Origin of the sequence: Pseudomonas sp. MWU16-30322, assembly GCF_020515535.1 — a bacterium.
Classification (GTDB): Bacteria; Pseudomonadota; Gammaproteobacteria; order Pseudomonadales; family Pseudomonadaceae; genus Aquipseudomonas; species Aquipseudomonas fluorescens_H.
This window is the reverse complement of the sequence record NZ_JAIWYL010000006.1, coordinates 317,989-334,846: the sequence shown is the minus strand read 5'-3', so window position 1 is coordinate 334,846 and position 16,858 is coordinate 317,989. Positions and strand designations below refer to the sequence as shown.

General features: G+C 60.7%; 13 protein-coding genes and 1 pseudogene. 8 read left to right on the top strand and 6 right to left on the bottom strand.

What is annotated here, in order from left to right:
* The first annotated feature begins 82 nt into the window (after window positions 1–82).
* Window positions 83–994: an SDR family oxidoreductase gene (locus LCH64_RS14880; RefSeq protein WP_226500622.1), complete on the top strand. Its 912-nt coding sequence runs from the start codon at window positions 83–85 to the stop codon at window positions 992–994.
* Between the two features lie 970 nt (window positions 995–1,964).
* Window positions 1,965–4,361, top strand: coding sequence for a DUF6543 domain-containing protein (locus LCH64_RS14875; RefSeq protein ID WP_226500621.1), 2,397 nt, complete (start codon window positions 1,965–1,967; stop codon window positions 4,359–4,361).
* 24 nt (window positions 4,362–4,385) lie between these two features.
* Here the strand turns inward: LCH64_RS14875 and LCH64_RS14870 are convergent, their stop codons facing one another.
* Complete coding sequence (locus LCH64_RS14870) at window positions 4,386–5,180, bottom strand: IclR family transcriptional regulator (protein ID WP_226500620.1); 795 nt, start codon at window positions 5,178–5,180, stop codon at window positions 4,386–4,388.
* A gap of 164 nt (window positions 5,181–5,344) precedes the next feature.
* Between LCH64_RS14870 and hmgA the strand changes: the two genes are divergently transcribed.
* From hmgA to LCH64_RS14850, 4 genes are all read left to right on the top strand, one after another.
* The gene (gene hmgA, locus LCH64_RS14865; protein WP_226500619.1) at window positions 5,345–6,649 is read left to right on the top strand and encodes a homogentisate 1,2-dioxygenase; all 1,305 of its coding nucleotides are present in this window, start codon (window positions 5,345–5,347) and stop codon (window positions 6,647–6,649) included.
* Between the two features lie 3 nt (window positions 6,650–6,652).
* Window positions 6,653–7,957, top strand: a complete 1,305-nt coding sequence (gene fahA, locus LCH64_RS14860; protein ID WP_226500618.1) for a fumarylacetoacetase — start codon at window positions 6,653–6,655, stop codon at window positions 7,955–7,957.
* A gap of 12 nt (window positions 7,958–7,969) precedes the next feature.
* Window positions 7,970–8,605, top strand: coding sequence for a maleylacetoacetate isomerase (gene maiA, locus LCH64_RS14855; protein WP_226500617.1), 636 nt, complete (start codon window positions 7,970–7,972; stop codon window positions 8,603–8,605).
* Window positions 8,606–8,751: 146 nt separating this feature from the next.
* Window positions 8,752–10,122, top strand: coding sequence for an aromatic acid/H+ symport family MFS transporter (locus LCH64_RS14850; protein ID WP_226500616.1), 1,371 nt, complete (start codon window positions 8,752–8,754; stop codon window positions 10,120–10,122).
* 55 nt (window positions 10,123–10,177) lie between these two features.
* Here the strand turns inward: LCH64_RS14850 and LCH64_RS14845 are convergent, their stop codons facing one another.
* Window positions 10,178–10,981 (bottom strand): tetratricopeptide repeat protein, encoded by an 804-nt coding sequence (locus LCH64_RS14845; protein ID WP_226500615.1) that lies wholly within the window; start codon window positions 10,979–10,981, stop codon window positions 10,178–10,180.
* A 172-nt stretch (window positions 10,982–11,153) separates the two neighbouring features.
* Between LCH64_RS14845 and LCH64_RS14840 the strand changes: the two genes are divergently transcribed.
* Complete coding sequence (locus LCH64_RS14840) at window positions 11,154–12,173, top strand: Glu/Leu/Phe/Val dehydrogenase dimerization domain-containing protein (RefSeq protein WP_003221772.1); 1,020 nt, start codon at window positions 11,154–11,156, stop codon at window positions 12,171–12,173.
* A 189-nt stretch (window positions 12,174–12,362) separates the two neighbouring features.
* On the opposite strand, the pseudogene LCH64_RS14835 reads toward LCH64_RS14840, so the two are convergent.
* A pseudogene (locus LCH64_RS14835) lies at window positions 12,363–12,602 on the bottom strand (YebG family protein); the annotation flags it as partial.
* A 326-nt stretch (window positions 12,603–12,928) separates the two neighbouring features.
* Here LCH64_RS14835 and LCH64_RS14825 point away from each other — a divergent pair.
* Window positions 12,929–13,429 (top strand): phosphate-starvation-inducible PsiE family protein, encoded by a 501-nt coding sequence (locus LCH64_RS14825; protein ID WP_003221775.1) that lies wholly within the window; start codon window positions 12,929–12,931, stop codon window positions 13,427–13,429.
* Here the strand turns inward: LCH64_RS14825 and LCH64_RS14820 are convergent.
* The 3 genes from LCH64_RS14820 to LCH64_RS14810 form a co-directional block, all read right to left on the bottom strand.
* On the bottom strand, window positions 13,426–13,743 hold the full coding sequence (locus LCH64_RS14820; RefSeq protein ID WP_003221777.1) for a DUF3509 domain-containing protein: 318 nt from the start codon (window positions 13,741–13,743) through the stop codon (window positions 13,426–13,428). The genes LCH64_RS14825 and LCH64_RS14820 overlap by 4 nt on opposite strands.
* 319 nt (window positions 13,744–14,062) lie before the next feature.
* Entirely contained in the window at window positions 14,063–15,364 is a 1,302-nt protein-coding gene (locus tag LCH64_RS14815) for an HAAAP family serine/threonine permease (RefSeq protein ID WP_003221779.1), read from the bottom strand.
* A gap of 86 nt (window positions 15,365–15,450) precedes the next feature.
* Entirely contained in the window at window positions 15,451–16,827 is a 1,377-nt protein-coding gene (locus LCH64_RS14810; protein ID WP_226500614.1) for an L-serine ammonia-lyase, read from the bottom strand.
* Window positions 16,828–16,858: the final 31 nt, after the last annotated feature.

Below are 16,858 nucleotides of genomic sequence, written 5' to 3'. Positions count from 1 at the left end.
CCCCAGCCGTGTTCGTTGTGACCTAACGCCCCGTGCCTGACACTCGGGATTATTGTCCCTCAGGCCAGCTGGAGTTCCCGCGATGAATGAGTCCGTACGTTTCGAAGATAAAGTCGTGATCGTCACTGGGGCCGGTGGTGGCCTCGGTCGGGCGCACGCTTTGCTGTTCGCCCGGCACGGCGCCAGAGTGCTGGTCAACGACCTCGGCGGCTCGACCCAGGGTGAAGGTGCCAACGCCTCCGCCGCCGACCGTGTGGTGGCGGAAATTCGCGAAGCCGGCGGCATCGCCGAGGCCAACCACGATTCGGTCACTGACGGCGACAAACTGGTGCAAAACGCCCTCGATGTCTTTGGCCGTGTCGACGTGGTGGTGAACAACGCCGGGATCCTGCGCGACAAGACCTTTCACAAGATGGAGGACGCCGACTGGGATCTGGTCTATCGCGTCCACGTCGAAGGCGCCTACAAAGTCACCCGCGCCGCCTGGCCGCACCTGCGCGAGCAAAACTACGGTCGGGTGATCTTCACGGCTTCGACTTCGGGCATCTACGGCAACTTCGGCCAGTCCAACTATGGCATGGCCAAACTTGGCCTCTACGGACTGACCCGTACCCTGGCCATCGAAGGACGCAAGAACAACATCCTGGTCAACGCCATCGCCCCCACCGGTGGCACGCGCATGACCGAAGGCCTGATCCCGCCGCAAGTGTTCGAACAGCTCAAACCGGAACTGGTCAGCCCGCTGGTGGTGTACCTGGCCAGCGAGCAGTGCCAGGAGACCTCCGGCCTGTTTGAAGTCGGTGGCGGCTGGATGGGCAAGGTTCGCTGGGAACGCAGCCTCGGCGCCGGGTTCGATCCCCGCAGCGGCTTCTCCCCGGAAGATGTTGCGGCGCACTGGCAACAGATCTGCGATTTCGAGGGCGCGGCGCATCCGAAGGACAATATTGAAGCGTTGAAGGAAATGATGGGGAATTTGCAGAAGTATTCGCTCTAACAAGAAAAATAACGAGCAGGCACAACGTGTTTGCTCGTTTTTTTATTTTTCAGGTTTGAATCCGGGTTTTCCATTGGCAGCACGCCGCGCCTTGACGCTCGGCAATACGATCCTTGTCGCCAGGCGATGCTTGAGTCGTTCAAGTTACGACAAGGCCTGAATTCAAAGTCTGAACACTCCATGAATTAAAGCTTGTTTGATTGAGTGCGCTTTCGAATTTTCTTTAATCGCAGGGTTGTGTACTTCTACGCAATAAGAAGTGTTCGATGGGTTTTCGGAGTTTTCTTTCAGGAGGGTACGCTTGCTTTTTGTCAGGCATAAAAAAGGCCGCTGCAAACGCAGCGGCCAAGGTAAGACGTTGGATCAAGGAGCTACAAATCAACGTCAGTGAACACCGGGGCGATCAATCCGAAGATTCGATTGATCTGAAAACGGTCAGCGATGGCGCGAGGGGCTCAGCAGCCAAGGCTTCCTGTTTCACGGCGCCTGCCGTGAAAGCCCGCTCAGAATAAGGGGTTCGACCCGAAGGAAAAATAGCGATTCCGGACATGCACTGTTACGGGGCATGCAACAGTCCAAGGGCTCATTGAGGGCATTGCCCCTTCGCCAGAGGGCATCCGCGTGCAGTCCATGTCGTGGCACCACTGAGGGCCGACGCTTATTTTGATCAATATATTGCCGCAGCAATGCTGTTTCTTTTGCACGATGTGAAGTTGCCGATCATGGTGCATCTATTCAATGGGATGGCTGAATAACGAATACAGGGCAGAGGCACTAGACGTCAGTCGAGTGCGCTGTGGGGTCAAGTCACATTTATGTTTCGACATTAACGCTGTGTCATATGCGGTCATGTTCTCTGGATTTTGGTATTGGTTGTGAGGTTGGGAGTTGGTTTGTCCTTATTTAGATTGGGTTGCCAATTTTTGGAATTGGCTGATCGACTTCTCATAAGGGCAATTCAATGAACGTCATGAACACACATATTCTCACTCAAGACAGCACTGCGCCGACATGGCTGAGCCGTGTAGGGGCGGAAGAGAAACTTAAGTACTGCGAGCTGGAACAGCAGTGGGTCGATAGCCAGGTCGAGCTGGATCGGCAACTGGAGGACGCCGCAAGTTTGCGCGCTTTCGCCCGTTCACTGATGAGTCGGGAGTTGGAGCAGGACTTCGGCAACCCACTGGATCCCGATTTGATCGTCACTCACAGCCGTTATGTATTCCAGGCGGCGGGGCGCACGGTGATTCAGGAGGACAGGCGCTCGTTGACGGATCTGTTGCTGCAAGGCCTGCATGAGCCGGGCATGCGCGGGCGAATCAGCTTTTCCGGGGACGGACTGCCCGCGGGTCTGAACCAGCCATGGCTGGAAAAAATCGTCACCAGCAGTGTTCGCGCCGAATACGGTGTCCGCTTGCGCAAGGCGTACGAACGCCAGGGCGTGCTGGCAGCCTTGAACAGCCTCATCCGTGATCAATTGCTGCTGAGTGCTTTTGCCGCGAAGTGTCAGGGACATTTGAGTGACGCCAACTTGCAGCGGATTCAAAGAGCCGTCGCCGGGGACGCGGCGCTGACGATTGCCCCTTTGCAGCTGCGTGCGGACGTCCGCGCGCTCAAGGATCTGGTGGCCGTCGGCAGTCGCGGCGCGGGCGAGGATAGCTGGCTGCTGTATGCCCCGGGGTCGCCCGACGGTCGGGACTGGTATGAGAAACACACCTTCCGAATCCTCAATCTTGAAGTAGCGGCCTGGGCGGCCACCGAGCGTGGACGTGACTATCTGACCTGGCAGTCCCATGCCCTGGATCGCCAGCAAATCACTGGTTACCTCAAGCAGGCTTCTCAGCGCGGCGATGCCTGGATCGGCCTGACGCTCGCGCCCGCGCACTCTGGCGGTGCCGAAGTGCTCGATCCTCTGGTTTTCAACGAGCGCGCCTGGCGGGTGTCGCAGGAAGAAGGTCAGACGCCATACGGCTACCGCACGGCGGATGAAACGTTGCGTCAGGGCTTCACCCGGATCAACTGCGAACTCAAGGCGCTGCAGACCATCCAGATACGCCAGTGCGGTTTTGCATCCTATGAAAAGTTTTGCCGTGATCTGATCAAGGCGCGGGTAGAAGAAGTCTTGTTGCAACGGGGCCAGCAGGTTGTCATCGACCCGGACCTGATCGAGGTGCAGATCGACGAGCGACAGAGGATGACCTTGCATGAGTTGATAGTGGGTGAGGTCGCGTTTTATGCCGATCAAACGGGGCAGCCGCTATACCCGCGTTTCGTGCTGCTGGACGGGCATCCGCCGTTCACTGGGCTGGACATCCGTGACATCGCCAGTCGGTCGAGAACCTTGCGTCCGGGGGAGCAATACATCGGTCAGCTACGCGCCGTTGACCTCAATCCAGCCCATTCCGAGGGGCTGCTCAAGCGAGGCATTGCACTGGCCATCCTCCAGCGGCGGATGCGGGTGGCGATCATGCAGGGACAGTTCAATGGGCAACTGCCGCAGGCGCACGTTGAGGCCTTGCTCGGGGTCGTCAACCTGTACGTCGAAAATGATCCGCGACAGATCACCCGGCAGGCCGACGCCTTCGGCAACGTCGGGCACAGTGTTCTGCATCAGTTGCATCTGTTGTTGCGGCCGGTAGTGGGGGTCTATGTGTTCAGGCTGCGTCTGCAGGGGCAGGTCATCGAATACCTGTTTACCCCCGACGCTCCGGATGGCCGCGAGTTGCGACCGTTCAGCGAGTTTGTCAGTGCGGTCAAGACACTAGGCCTGGGCGACTACCTGCATCAGCGGCTCTACGTGAAGCATCAGCTGCAGGTGGGGAGCTATCTGCGTGAGCTTGAAGAGTCGTCCAGAGCCACGCAGGCCCCAACGCTCAATGGCAGGATTCACATCACCGATTTCAACGAGTGTTACGAAAGCGTTCTGCACAAGGTGATTGCCGATGTGGATGAGAAGACCCGAAGCCTCAAGGAAATCATCGGCGGTCTGCTGTTCGACGCGGTGGTCGCAGCGGCGGGAGCCATCAGTATTGTGTTCGCGCCCGTCGGCATCGCCCTCACGGCCGTGCTGTTCACCAAAGCGATGGTGCAAGGGTTCGAGGCTTATGGGTTGGGCGACCGGGCGCGCGCCATCGGGCATTTCAAGGACGCGCTGATCGAGTTGGCATCTCTGGGCAAGGCCGGGTTCACCAAGGCGTCGGTGACCCAAGTGCAGAAGAATGTCATCGGGCTGATAGGCGATGCTTACGTGATCGAGAAGCTGGTAGCCGAAGCGTCCGGTCAGACTCGATTGCCCAAACGCTTGCTGGAGGTGATTCAAGAGATCCTTGATGACCCGCAGAGCACCACCAGCAAAACCACCCTCGCCTGATTGCGAGACATGGCCGGCGGCGCTTCAGGGATGGAGGTCGTCGGCCTGATAGCCCATTCGCCAACTGACGGCTCGCGCTGCCGCCAGCAAACGCTGGGCAGCCGGGCCGTTTTCATCGGCGTGGAACAGCGAGGTCGGGCCGACGATAGTCAGGACGGCAGCAATTTGCCCGACCGCGTTGAACACCGGCGCCGACAGCGCGTCCACACCGGGCATCAGCAAACCATGCACATGATGCAGGCTACGCGCGCGGATCTGTTCGCACAGGTCCGAATAGGTTTTTTCATCGGCCAGCGGATGATTGGCGACGGCGGTTTCCTGCTCGCGCAATTCATCGGTTTCGCGATGTGCCAGGTACGCGCTGAACACCAGCCCGGTGGACGAACTGAGCAGCGGTAATACCGAACCCAACTGCGTCACCACCGTCACCGCGCGCACCGCCGGCTCGATGTGCACCACGGTCGCGCCCTGATTGCCCCACACCGCGAGAAAACAGGTTTCATTCAGTTCGTCGCGCAACTCGGACAGGGGCAGGGCGGCGACTTTGAGTACGTCCATACTGTTCAGGGCTGCAAGACCCACGCGCAACGCTTCACGGCCGAGGCCGTAATGGTTGGTGGCGGCGTTTTGCTCGGCGAAGCCGCTGGCGATCAAGGCCTGGAGATAGCGGTGCACCTTGCTGGCCGGCATCTGCACATGTTCGGCCAGACGCGACAGCGAGGTGGACGGCGACAACTCGGCCAAAGCCTTGAGGATGTCGGTGCCGACCTCGGCGGAGCGGACTTTCTGTTTGCCGTTACTGTCGCTGGTTTTTTCCATGGTGCGGCCGTGTTCCGAAACGAATGGGCGTCTTTATAGCTTGACGCTGGATAGCGAGCAAATTACGTTATGCGTAATCGAATTACGATAATAACAACCCCGGCGTGCGCAAACCTCTGAGCCAGAGCGATGGGCCACTGCCGACTCCCTGTTCAGGAGGCTCCATGAACCTCGATTCAAACGCGTCGGAGCTGGCGTACCAGTCCGGTTTCGGCAACGAATTCAGCAGTGAAGCGTTGCCCGGCGCCTTGCCCATCGGCCAGAACTCCCCGCAAAAAGCCCCCTACGGCCTCTACACCGAATTGCTCTCCGGCACTGCATTCACCATGACCCGCAGTGAAGCCCGGCGCACCTGGATGTATCGCATTCAGCCGTCGGCCAATCACCCGGCGTTCGTCAAACTGGAGCGGCAACTGGCCGGCGGCCCGCTGGGTGAAGTGACGCCCAATCGCCTGCGCTGGAATCCGCTGCAGATCCCCGCTGAGCCGACCGATTTCATCGACGGTCTGGTCGGCATGGTCGCCAATTCGGTGGCGGAAAAACCGGCCGGCATCAGCATCTATCACTACACCGCCAACCGTTCGATGGAGCGGGTGTTCTACAACGCCGACGGCGAACTGCTGCTGGTGCCGCAACTCGGGCGTCTGCGGATTGCCACCGAACTCGGTGTGCTCGAAGTCGCGCCGCTGGAAATTGCCGTGCTGCCGCGTGGCCTGAAATTCCGCGTCGAGCTGCTTGATCCGCAAGCGCGCGGGTACGTCGCCGAGAACCACGGCGCGCCGCTGCGCCTGCCGGATCTGGGGCCGATCGGCAGCAACGGTCTGGCCAATCCGCGGGACTTCCTCGCCCCGGTCGCCGCCTACGAAAACCTGCAGCAGCCGACCACGCTGGTGCAGAAATTCCTCGGCCAGTTGTGGGGCACCGAGCTCGATCATTCGCCGTTGAACGTGGTGGCCTGGCACGGCAACAACGTGCCGTACAAATACGACCTGCGCCGTTTCAACACCATCGGCACCGTAAGCTTCGATCACCCGGATCCGTCGATCTTCACCGTGCTGACTTCGCCGACCAGCGTGCACGGTCTGGCCAACCTCGACTTCGTGATCTTCCCGCCACGCTGGATGGTCGCCGAGAACACCTTCCGTCCACCGTGGTTCCACCGCAATCTGATGAACGAATTCATGGGCCTGATTCAGGGCGAGTACGACGCCAAGGCTGAAGGTTTCGTGCCCGGCGGTGCGTCCCTGCACAGCTGCATGAGCGCCCACGGCCCGGATGGCGAAACCTGCACCAAAGCGATCAACGCCGACCTCAAGCCTGCGAAGATCGACAACACCATGGCCTTCATGTTCGAGACCAGTCAGGTGCTGCGCCCAAGCCGCTTCGCCCTCGACTGCCCGCAACTGCAATCCAATTACGACGCCTGCTGGGCCACGCTGCCCGCCACGTTCGACCCGACCCGGAGATAACCCATGACTCAGACTTCCATTACCCGCAGCTGGGTTGCTTCGGCCAACGGCCACGCGGATTTCCCGTTGCAGAACCTGCCGCTGGGCGTGTTCAGCCTCAATGGCGCGGCGCCGCGCGCAGGCGTGGCGATCGGCGAGCACATTTTCGATCTGCAAGTGGCGCTCGAAGCCGGGCTGTTCGACGGCGCGGCACGCAGCGCGGTCGAAGCCATGCACGGCGGTCTGCTGAACGCCTTCTTCGACCTCGGTCGCGAAGCCCGCGTAGCCTTGCGCACCCGTTTGCTGGAATTGTTCAGCGAGGGCAGCAGCCATCGCGGCGCCATCGAAGCCCAAGGCGCGAAACTGCTGCCACTGGCTGCCGATTGCCAGTTGCACCTGCCGGCGCGTATCAGCGATTACACCGACTTCTACGTGGGCATCGAGCACGCGCAGAACGTCGGCAAACTGTTCCGTCCGGACAACCCGCTGCTGCCAAACTACAAACACGTGCCGATCGGCTATCACGGCCGCGCCTCCACGGTGCGCGCCTCCGGCACCGACGTGCGTCGTCCGAAAGGCCAGACCCTGCCGGCCGGTGCGAGCGAGCCGACCTTCGGCCCTTGCGCACGTCTGGACTACGAACTGGAGCTGGGCATCTGGATCGGCCAGGGCAACGAAATGGGCGAGCCGATTGCCATCGGTGATGCCGCCGAACACATCGCCGGTTTCTGCCTGCTCAACGACTGGTCGGCCCGCGATATCCAGGCTTGGGAATACCAGCCGCTCGGCCCGTTCCTCTCCAAGAGCTTCATCACCAGTGTGTCGCCGTGGGTGGTGACGGCCGAAGCGCTTGAGCCATTCCGCACCCCACAACCTGCGCGCCCGGAAGGTGATCCACAGCCGCTGCCATACCTGTTCGACAAACGCGATCAGGACGCTGGCGCATTCGATATTGAACTGGAAGTGCTGCTGCTCACCGAAGCCATGCGCGAGCAGAATCTGCCGGCCCATCGCCTGACTTTGAGCAACACCCGCTACATGTACTGGACCGTCGCGCAAATGGTCGCGCACCACAGCGTCAACGGCTGCCAGTTGCAGGCCGGTGACCTGTTCGGTTCAGGGACTTTGTCCGGCCCGCAAAGCGGTCAGTTCGGCAGCCTGCTGGAAATCACCGAGGGCGGTAAAAAGCCGATCGAACTGGCCTCCGGCGAAGTGCGCAAATTCCTTGAGGACGGCGACGAAATCATTCTGCGTGCGCGCTGCGCCCGTGACGGTTTCGCCTCGATCGGCTTCGGCGAATGCCGCGGCAAAGTGCTGGCGGCGCGCTGACAGGAGCGGTTCATGGATCTCTACACCTATTACCGCTCGACCTCGTCGTACCGGGTGCGCATCGCTCTGGCGCTGAAAGGGCTCGACTACACCGCGTTGCCGGTCAACCTGATCGCGCCGTCGGGGGGCGAGCATCGGCAGGCGGCGTATCTGGCGATCAATCCGCAGGGCCGGGTGCCGGCCTTGCGCACCGATGACGGCGAGTTGCTGATTCAGTCGCCGGCGATCATCGAGTACCTGGAAGAACGTTATCCACAGCTGCCACTGCTGCCCGAAAACCTTGCCGCCCGTGCCCATGTGCGCGGCGTGGCGGCGGTGATCGGCTGCGATGTGCATCCGCTGCATAACGTCAGCGTGCTCAATCGCCTGCGCCAGTTGGGCCACGAAGAGCCGCAGGTGGTGGAGTGGATCGCGCACTGGATCAGTCAGGGGCTGGTGACCGTCGAGCAATTGATCGGTGACAGCGGTTTCTGTTTCGGCGAGTGGCCGTGTGTGGCGGATGTTTATCTGATCCCGCAGTTGTATGCGGCGGAGCGGTTCGGCGTGAGTCTTGAGGCTTATCCACGGATTCGGCGGGTGGCGGCGTTGGCGGCTGAGCATCCGGCGTTCATCAAGGCGCATCCGGCCAACCAGCCGGATACACCGTAAGACCCTGTGGGAGCGGGCTTGCTCGCGAAAGCGGAGTGTCAGCTACGGGGATGTTGACTGACACATCGCTTTCGCGAGCAAGCCCGCTCCCACCTGTGGTCCGTGTTGCACCTCAAAAATCATAAAAACAAAACAGGTACCTTGCGATGCACAACCAGATTGCCAGCTTCCGCGCGGCACTCGACGCCCGTCCTGTGTCCCGCTATCAGTGGTTGCTCTTGATCCTGCTCGCCTTGCTGCTGGTCACTGACGGTTATGACGCCCAGGTGCTCGGTTACGTGGTGCCGGCCCTGGCCCAGGACTGGGGGCTGGAAAAAGCCGCGTTCGGGCCTGTTTTCAGCGCCAACCTGCTGGGCCTGACCCTTGGTTCGCTGGCCGTGACACCACTGGCCGACCGCTTCGGTGTACGGCGAATCCTGCTCGCCTGCGTGTTGATCTACGCCAGCCTCACGGTGCTGATGGTGTTCGCCGATTCGCTGAATACCCTGATGATCGCGCGCTTCATCTGCGGCATCGGCATGGGCGGGGCGATGCCCAGTGCCATGGCCTTGATGTCGGAATATTCGCCTCCGCGTCTGCGCACATTGATGGTGACACTGGCCGCTTGTGGGTTTTCGTTTGGCGGTGCGGCGGGTGGTTTTGTCGCCGCTGGCTTCATCGACCGCTTTGGCTGGCAAGCGGTGTTCCTCGCCGGTGGCGTCACGCCGCTGCTGCTGTTCCCGTTCCTGTGGTGGATGCTGCCCGAATCGCTGCCACGGTTACTGCGTGACGCACCGCCCTATGCGCGGCTGCGCAAAGTCACCGCGCGGATGCTACCGGACTGGCAACCGCCCGCCGCTTCGGTCGAACAGAACGCGCGCGAGCAGGGCAGCAAACTGACGGTGGTCGAGTTGTTCCGCAACGGTTATGCGCGACCGACCCTGCTGATCTGGGCGACGTTTTTTGTCAGCCTGATTCTGCTGTATTTCATGATCAGCTGGCTGCCGACGCTGTTGCTGGAAAGCGGCCTGAAACTCAATGAAGCCAACCTGGTGACCTCGATGTTCCTGTTCGCCGGCACCTTGGGCGCGGTGTGCATGGCCTGGTTTGCCGACCGTTTGAAACGCAAGGTGCGCTTGCTCTGCGCGGTGTTGGCCGGGGCGGCGCTGTGCACGATTCTGTTGGGTTTGAACCACGACAATCCACGCTATCTGGTGGCCTGCGTGTTTGCCGCCGGGTTCTGCATCATCGGCGGTCAACTGACGCTGAACGCCTTCGCCAGTAACTTCTACCCGGCCCATGTGCGGGCCACAGGCACTGGCTGGGCGTTGGGAGTAGGGCGCTTCGGTTCGATCCTCGGGCCGCTGTTCGGCAGCATGCTGCTGGCGATGCACATCCCGGTGACGCAGATTTTCTTCTTCTGCGCGATTCCGGCGGTCATCGCGGCACTGCTGATCATCCAGGTGCGCTCACCCTCGGACCCCACACAACCCCCTGTGGGAGCGGGCTTGCTCGCGAAGAACGATAACGCGGTCTGACAGAAAAAAACGGCGGCACCTGCATCGCGAGCAGGCTCACTTCTACAAAAAGCGTTTAGTGCACGACGGAGTTTGGGGGCAGGTGCCCAAGCCGTTCAGTCAGGCGCAGGCGCTGGACCGGATCGTCACTGAGCAGCAGCGCATGCTCCAGATCGAAGCGCTCGGCGTTCGGGCAGTCGAGGCGTTGGTACAGGCTGGCGCGGGCCAGATAATCGGCAGCGCTGGCGGTGCCCAGTTGCAGTACGCGTTCGGCGTCGATCAATGCGGCGATGTAATCCTCATGGGCCAGATGCAACTGACGCAGATTGCGTGACAGGCGCTGGAGCATCTGCTGCGGGGTGGCGGTGGCGAGATGATCGGCTTTGAGTTTGAGGTGCGCGCCGTACTGACGCTGCAACAACTCGCGACAATCGTTGGGATACAGACGCCGGCCACCACACGGGTCGAGCAGGTGATCGGCACCGGGCACCCGCAGCAGGAAATGCCCGGGGAAGTTCACCCCGACCAGCGGGATTTCCAGACCGCGCGCCAGTTCCAGAGCAATCAAGGACAGGGTCAGTGGCTGGCCGCGACGGGTCTGCAACACTTTGTGCAACAACGCGACCTGCGGGCGTAGCGGCAGAAAATCGTCCTGGGCGAACCCCAGATCATTCATCCGCCGCAGCAATGGCTGCGCCAGTTCGCTGACCGGCAGCATCGGCAAGCCGTGGCTGACGCGCTGCTGCAGCTCCTTGAAGTCTTGCTGCAGCGCTTCGACATCGAGACCTTTTTCGTGCTCGGCAGCCATCCACAGCGCCGCGTCGAACAGCGCGGGCGGTGAACGGTGCAGACACTCGAAAAAACGTTGGCGCGGGCTCATTGCAATCTCCGGGGAATGCCTCGTTTTAGCCCCGTCCGCGCCATTCGTCCAGTACCGGTCAGGTTATGCCGCAAAGTCACCGTTGCCGCTGGCGCTTATTCCGGTGCGCTTCAGCAATTTTTGGGCGCAAGCCTATACTGGCGTCTATCAGAAGTGATTCGGGAGCCTGCCGATGTTCGCTCTCATGCAAAGCACTCGCCTGGAATCGCTGCACCTCAGCGTTGACCCGATCACCGGGTTGAAGGCGGTCATTGCCATTCATAACAGTCGCCTCGGCCCTGCCTTGGGCGGATGCCGTTATCTTGCCTATCCCAACGACGAATCCGCGGTCGAGGACGCCATTCGCCTGGCGCAGGGCATGAGCTACAAGGCGGCACTGGCCGGGCTCGATCAGGGCGGCGGAGTAGCGGTGATCGTGCGCCCGGCGCATGTGGAAAACCGCGCCGCGCTGTTCGAAGCGTTTGGCCGTTGCATCGATCAGCTCGACGGTCGCTACATCACCGCCATCGACAGCGGCACCTCAGTGGCGGACATGGATTGCATTGCCCAGCAGACGCAACATGTCACCAGCACCACCTCGGCCGGCGACCCGGCACCGCATGCGGCGATGGGCGTGTTTACCGGGATTCGCGCTACCGCCATGGCGCGGCTGGGCAGCGACAACCTCGAAGGTTTGCGCGTGGCGATCCAAGGTCTGGGCAACGTCGGTTATGCACTGGCCGAGCAACTGCATGCGGCAGGGGCCGAATTGCTGGTCAGTGATATCGATCACGGCAAGGTGCAACTGGCGATGGAGCAACTCAACGCGCATCCGATCGCCAACGACGCGTTGCTCAGCACACCCTGCGACATCCTTGCGCCGTGCGGGCTCGGTGGCGTGCTCAACAGCCATACGGTGACGCAACTTCGCTGCTCGGCGGTGGCTGGCTCGGCCAACAATCAACTGACGCATCTGGACGTGGCCGATCAACTGGAGCGGCGCGGGATTCTCTATGCACCGGATTACGTGATCAACGCGGGCGGGTTGATTTATGTCTCGCTCAAGCATCGCGGCGAAGAGTTGGGGACGATTACTGCGCACCTGTCGAAGATCAGTTCGCGGCTGACCGAAGTATTCGCCCATGCGCAGGCCGAGAAGCGTTCGCCGGCGCGGGTAGCGGATGAGTTGGCAGAGAAAGTCTTGTATCGCTGAAAAGCAAAAGATCGCAGCCTGCGCCAGCCCCTACAGGAAACGTATTCCAATGCAGGGCTGGCGCAGGCTGCGATCTTTTCGATTCAAACGTGGTTACTTGGCAGCTTTCGCCGCTTTAACCGGCTTCAATGGAGCCTCTTCCGGATCGGCCACTTCGGCTTTTTCGACGACTTCTGCCGGTGCATTGATCAGCTCCGACAGCGCATCAGGCTGGCTCTTGAACGCCTTGGCAAATACATCGCGGTTCTTCGCCATGTAGATCCCGACTTCTTCAACCTGCTGCTCGTTCAGCGACGGAACGGCTTTTTGCAACACTTCGGACAGCATCTCGGCCAGTTCGAGCATTTTGTCATGACGGTCAGCTTCGGCTTTATCCATGAACAAGCGCTCCAGATCTCGGCTGCTGCGGTATACCACTTCGACGGCCATTCACCACCTCACATGCCTTCACATTTAGTTGTCTTAGCGACTACTGTATTTATATACAGCGAAAGGATAAGCGAATCCCTGCGCTTTGGGTAGTGGCTTTTCAATGTAGACCGGATTCGGGATTTGTCAGTGGGATCGCAGTGCGGCCATTCGCGAGCAGGCTCGCTGCCACAATTGCTCGGGTCTGCGACCAAACGCCACGGCGCGGGTTTGGTGCTGGCTCGCCATGATGGCGTGGCCTCTTTTCTGCATGAAACTCAAGACGTGCAGAAAACCGTCACGTCCAACACGCATCATCCGCCCGAGTCGGGCTAAGGAACATCATCGTGAAAATAAACTGGGCCGAGAAACTGCGGCAAAACGTGCATCAACTGGCCGAGTCCCTGGGCAACCTGTTCGTCGAGACCTTCCACTACCTGGCACTGTTTGCCATTGGTGCGGTGACCGCGTGGGCGGCGGTGATGGAATTTCTCGGCATGCTCGAAGAAGGCCACATCAAGATCGATGACATTCTGTTGCTGTTCATCTATCTGGAACTGGGGGCGATGGTCGGGATTTATTTCAAGACCAACCACATGCCGGTGCGCTTCCTGATCTACGTGGCAATCACTGCGCTGACGCGTCTGCTGATCTCCAACGTCTCGCACCACAATCCGCCGGACATGGGCATCATCTACCTGTGCGGCGGCATTCTGCTGCTGGCGTTCTCGATCCTGGTGGTGCGTTACGCTTCGTCGCAATTTCCGTCGGTGAAGATCGAGAAACCGCAACGCAAGCTCGGCGCCGGTTCCGGTGAGCACCCCGAGATCGAGAAGGGCGAGCTTTAAAGTCCCAGCGACGGCCGAGGCTGGCCGGTGCTCTGCTGCGGTGGCGGGGGCAGCCCGTCGCCACTGGTCATCGCTTCAAGGATCGCCATGGCGCTGTGGCCCTGTTCGATGGCGATGCCGAACTGAATGCTTTGCACCAGCCGTTTGAGCCTTACAGGATCGTTGCGCTGTTCGGCGCTGATCATCCGTTTGGCGACGATCCGGCCGTTGTTGGACAGGGTCAGCATGATGCTGCCGTCCAATCCCTGAATGCTCAGGTTGATCTGATAGTCCGGCGCGAAGGCATCGGTAATGATCTGAAAAGGGTTGTCCATGATGCGTCACCGCCTGATTGAACGTGCAGTTGTTGACCGGCCGTGATCGGGTTGGTTCGCCATACCGGACCATCGGCCATTCCGTGGCCATTTCGCCAATTGCTTCTGTGTAGGAGCTGCCGCAGGCTGCGATGTTTTGATCTGCGCTGTTTTGACTTCGGTCATGAAGATCAAAAGATCGCAGCCTCGTTGCACTCGACAGCTCCTACACAGCTCCTGCACAGGTCATAGCAAGGGCTGTGCCGGGAAAATTGTTGGACAATGGATACGGCACAAAAAAGGCGAGCACACGGCTCGCCTTTGTCATTTGTGGCCCGTTTCAGGGCAGAACCGAATAGATGATCGCCGACAGTGCAATCAGGCCGATCAGCACCACGAACACGTTGGACGCCTGACCCGAATACTGGCGCAAGGCTGGCACGCGGCGGATGGCGTACATCGGCATCAGGAACAACAGGCAGGCAATCACCGGTCCGCCGAGGGTTTCGATCATGCCCAGAATGCTCGGGTTGAAGGTCGCAACGGCCCAGCAACTGAGGATCATGAACAGCGCGGTCGCACGGTTCAGCCAGCTCGCCGACATCACCTTGCCACGACCGCGCAGGCTCTTGACGATCATGCCCTGAAAGCCTTCGCTGGCGCCGATGTAGTGGCCGAGGAAGGATTTGGTGATCGCCACCAGCGCGATCAGCGGCGCGGCGTAAGCGATGACCGGGGTCTGGAAGTGGTTGGCCAGGTACGACAGGATCGAAATGTTCTGCGCTTTTGCGGCCGCCAGATCCGCCGGCGACAGCGCCAGCACGCAGCTGAAGCAGAAGAACATCACCGTCACCACCATCATCCCGTGGGCCATGGCGAGGATGCCGCTGCTTTTGCGTTCGGCCTCGGCGCCGTAGCGTTGCTTCTGGTCAACCGCGAACGCAGAGATGATTGGCGAGTGGTTGAACGAGAACACCATCACCGGGATCGCCAGCCACATCGTCTTGAGGAACGTCGACAGCGGCATCGCCTCCTTGGCACTGGCGAAGAACGCACCGTTCCAATTCGGGATCAGGCTGAGGCCGAGCAACAGCAGCGCGGCGACGAACGGATAGACCAGCACGCTCATGGCTTTGACGATCACGTTCTGCCCGCAACGGACGATGGCCATCAGGCCGAGGATCAGCGCCAGCGACAGAATCGCCCGGGGTGGCGGGGCGATGTGCAATTGGTGTTCGAGAAAACTGCTCAGGGTGTTGGTCAGCGCCACGCTGTACACCAGCAGAATCGGGAAGATCGCGAAGAAGTACAGCAGGGTGATCAGCTTGCCGGCACCGATGCCGAAGTGTTCTTCGACGACTTCGGTGATGTCGCCCGAACGCCCGGACAGCACGAAGCGGGTCAGGCCGCGGTGGGCGAAGAAGGTCATCGGGAACGCCAGCAGCGCCAGAATCAGCAACGGCCAGAAACCGCCGACCCCGGCATTGATCGGCAGGAACAAGGTGCCGGCACCGATGGCGGTGCCGTACAGACCGAGCATCCAGGTGGTGTCGGATTTGCTCCAGCCCTTGTGGGCAATTTCGGTGTTGCGTGTGCGATCTACAGCGGGATTTTCAGCAGCAGGTGTACGTACATCGGTCATCGTTTTTGCCTCGTTATTATTTTTGCTCGGGCTCACGGTTGGCAGGCCGCGGGTGTCGGCCTGCCGGGGCGCTCAGGGAATGCGCGTCAGCATTCCACCCAGCTCACGGCCAGGCCGCCCCGTGAAGTCTCTTTGTATTTGTCGTGCATGTCGGCGCCGGTATCGCGCATGGTGCGGATCACCCGGTCGAGAGAAATGAAGTGTTTGCCGTCGCCGCGCAGGGCCATTTGCGTGGCGTTGATCGCCTTCACGGCGGCGATGGCGTTGCGCTCGATGCACGGCACCTGCACCAGGCCGCCGACTGGGTCGCAGGTCAGGCCGAGGTTGTGTTCCAGGCCGATTTCGGCGGCGTTTTCCAGTTGCTCCGGGGTCGCGCCGAGCACTTCAGCGAGGCCTGCCGCGGCCATGGCGCAGGCTGAACCGACTTCGCCCTGGCAGCCGACTTCGGCGCCGGAGATCGAGGCATTTTTCTTACACAGAATGCCGACGGCGGCGGCGCCCATGAAGAACGCGACGACGTCATCGTCAGACGCGTCCGGATTGAATTTCATGTAGTAGTGCAGCACCGCCGGAATGATCCCGGCCGCGCCATTGGTCGGCGCGGTCACCATGCGCCCGCCGGCAGCGTTCTCTTCGTTGACGGCGAGGGCGAACAGGTTTACCCACTCCATCGCCGACAGCGTCGAACTGATGACATTCGGCTTGCCGATTTCCAGCAGGCTGCGGTGCAATTTCGCTGCGCGGCGCGGCACGTTCAGCCCACCGGGCAGAATGCCTTCGTGACGCAGGCCTTGCTCGACACACTCGCGCATCACCGACCAGATGTGCAGCAAACCGTTACGGATTTCAGCGTCGCTGCGCCAGGCCCGTTCGTTGGCCATCATCAGTTCCGAAACGCGCAAGTTGTGCTGCTTGCACAGGCTCAACAGTTCGGCAGCGCTGGAAAAATCGTACGGCAGCACCACGTCGCCGGCCGGTGCCACACCGGACTCGGCTTCCGCGGCTTCGATGATGAAACCGCCGCCAATCGAGTAGTACGTCTGCGTGAACAGCTCGGCGCTTTCGCCGAAGGCTGTCAGCGACATGGCGTTGGGGTGGTAGGGCAGGCTTTCGTCCAGCAGCAGGAGGTCGCGCTGCCAGTTGAAGGAAATTTCTCTGTGACCGGCCAGCGACAGCAGACCACTTTCGCGCAGTTGCTGGATGCGTGGGTCGATGGTCGCCGGATCAATGCTGTCCGGCCATTCGCCCATCAGGCCCATGACCGTGGCGCGGTCGGTGGCGTGGCCGACACCGGTGGCCGACAGCGAACCATACAAGCGGATTTCCACGCGACGCACATCGTTGAGCAGCCGTTGGTCGATCAGCGCCTGGGCGAAGGTTGCGGCGGCGCGCATCGGGCCGACGGTGTGGGAACTGGATGGACCGATGCCGACTTTGAATAGATCGAAAACACTGATAGCCATGCTAAACCCTTACAAGCAATGGAGTAGGAAT